General features: G+C 30.0%; 3 protein-coding genes. 2 read left to right on the top strand and 1 reads right to left on the bottom strand.

Features of this window, described 5'->3' with window-relative positions:
• The first annotated feature begins 349 nt into the window (after positions 1-349).
• Together folE and ftsY are read left to right on the top strand one after the other, a co-directional pair.
• Positions 350-949 carry a GTP cyclohydrolase I FolE gene (gene folE, locus L8D11_RS04965; RefSeq protein ID WP_236870564.1) on the top strand — a complete coding sequence of 200 codons (600 nt, stop codon included), beginning with the start codon at positions 350-352 and terminating at the stop codon, positions 947-949.
• A 123-nt stretch (positions 950-1,072) separates the two neighbouring features.
• On the top strand, positions 1,073-1,987 hold the full coding sequence (ftsY, locus tag L8D11_RS04970; protein WP_236870565.1) for a signal recognition particle-docking protein FtsY: 915 nt from the start codon (positions 1,073-1,075) through the stop codon (positions 1,985-1,987).
• On the opposite strand, the gene L8D11_RS04975 is transcribed toward ftsY, so the two are convergent.
• Positions 1,984-2,328 (bottom strand): hypothetical protein (locus tag L8D11_RS04975; protein ID WP_236870566.1); only part of this gene is annotated, 345 nt, incomplete at its 5' end. The genes ftsY and L8D11_RS04975 overlap by 4 nt on opposite strands.

Genomic DNA, 2,328 nt, shown 5'->3' on the forward strand with positions numbered 1-2,328 from the left:
CTGATACTACCTCGCCTTTTTCTTTTTTTCTTACTATTATTTCAAAATCCATTTGATACCTGTATTGTTTTAGGTCAAAGGTTAGCACTTTTCCTATTTATACGCTATCTAATATTTATGCTTCCTTATATGAATCTAATTTTTTAAATCCATTTATTGCATATCTTCCTTGCTTTGCATTTATGCAACGGCCTTTTTATTATTTGACAATATGTCTATTGCATTTCTAATTTGATTTGCAATTTTATCAGATCTTTACATGAATTTTCTCGTTAATTTAGTTAATAAAAGCTATAAAAAAAAATATTTAGTGATATAATCCAGTTCTTATTTTAAATATTACGCAATTATGCAAAGTAAATTACTGAAGAGTAATAACCTCCAAGTTAAAGTATCGGAAAACGAAGCAAGGCGTGCTGTAGAGACAATATTGAAATGGATAGGTGAAGATCCAAATAGAGATGGTTTGATTGACACTCCAAAAAGAGTTGTTGAAAGTTTTAAAGAGCATTTTTCAGGTTATTTAGAAAATCCAAGTCATGTTTTGCAAAAGACGTTTACAGAAATTTCTGGGTATCAAGATATGGTTCTTTTGAAGGGTATAAAATTATATTCTCATTGTGAGCATCATATGGCTCCTATTAAAGGTGTTGCCCATATAGCATATTACCCAAACACTAAAGTTGTCGGTATTAGTAAACTAGCAAGGGTGGTTGAAATTTATTCTAAGCGCCTTCAAATTCAAGAAAGGCTTACATCTGAAATTGCTAATACTATCAATTTTACCCTTAAACCCAAAGGTGTTGCAGTTATGATTGAAGCAAGCCATAGCTGTATAAACAACAGAGGTACTAACCAAAAAGATGCAAAAATGAAGACGCATACGCTGATAGGCTGTTTTAGGAATGATGCAGAAATTAGTAGAAGGTTTTTTCAATTAATAATGTAGCATTTTATAAGCATATTGTTTTGACCCTATCAAACAAAGTCGTTCTAGTTGTTGAATTTAAAATCAGTAATTTCAAATAAAGTATTTTTATGTTATTCGTATTCTTTTGTCTTTATTTAAATTATGAAAAATTGGTTTAGTAAATTAAGGAGTGGATTAAGCAAAACGTCTGCAAATTTAGGCACAAATATTAAAAAAGCTTTTGCTTTAAATAGACCTAATAAAGAAATATTAGATGATATAGAAGAAATATTGATATCAAGTGATCTTGGAGTGCAATTCTCTGGAGAAGTTATTGAAAAGATATCAAAAAAGAGCTTTAATACTAATATAACAAAGCAAATGGTTATTGATTGTGTTGTTGAAGATATAGAATCTATATTGAAACCTTACGCAAAGGAGTTAACTATACCAAATTCAGATTTACCTTATACAATAGTTTTTTCGGGAATTAATGGTAGTGGTAAAACTACTTCATTAGGTAAAATAGCGCATAAATTACAAAGAGATGGTTATAAAGTATTGATTGCAGCATGTGATAGCTTTAGGGCATCTGCAACTGAACAGTTGGAAATTTGGGCAAAAAGGTCTAATTGTGAAATTATAACAGGGGAGTATAAATCTGACCCTGCGAGCATTGCTTATAAAGCTTTAATTAAGGCAAGGAAGGAAAATTTTGATGTGCTTTTGATCGATACGGCAGGGAGGATGCACAACAAAATTGATTTGATGAATGAATTGCAAAAAATAAACAAAGTTCTGAAAAAAAATGATAAAACTTTTCCTCAATTAAATTTACTTGTGATTGATGCTACTATTGGGCAAATTGCAATTAAGCAGGTTGAAAATTTTAAAGATATAGTTGATATCAATGGTATTATTTTAACAAAGCTAGATGGTACCTCCAAAGCTGGTGTTATAGTGCCTATTACTCAAAAATTTAAATTGCCAATTTACCTTGTTGGGGTAGGGGAGGGAGTTGAAGATTTAAATACATTTTCTGCAAAGGATTTTGCAGAAGCTCTATTGTCTGGCTAATGTAGATATTTTGATTTTTTATTGCCACTAAATAATTGTTTATTATTAATAATCAATTTCTCTCCTGCGCTTAAGCCAAGTTCGAATAACTCAATTTTATCTTTTTTACTTAAATCGTCCAACCAATCATATTTAGATGTATCAATATTAACCGATATATCTGCATAACTTTCTTGTTCCAATGAAAGACTATAATAGGTTATCCAACTACTTCTATATAAAGGCCGTTGCATAAATGCAAAGCAAGGAAGATATGCAATAAATGGATTTAAAAAATTAGATTCATATAAAGAAGAACGATAAGTTTGGTATAAAAGCTGATAGAATAATAGGAATTCAAG

The organism is Candidatus Bandiella numerosa, from assembly GCF_021811875.1.
GTDB lineage: Bacteria > Pseudomonadota > Alphaproteobacteria > Rickettsiales > Midichloriaceae > Aquirickettsia > Aquirickettsia numerosa_A.

What these genes read in the sequence shown, in the direction of transcription:
- ftsY (WP_236870565.1), top strand. Translation starts at nt 1,073, where the DNA reads ATGAAAAATTGGTTTAGTAAATTAAGGAGTGGATTAAGCAAAACGTCT.
- folE (WP_236870564.1), top strand. Translation starts at nt 350, where the DNA reads ATGCAAAGTAAATTACTGAAGAGTAATAACCTCCAAGTTAAAGTATCG.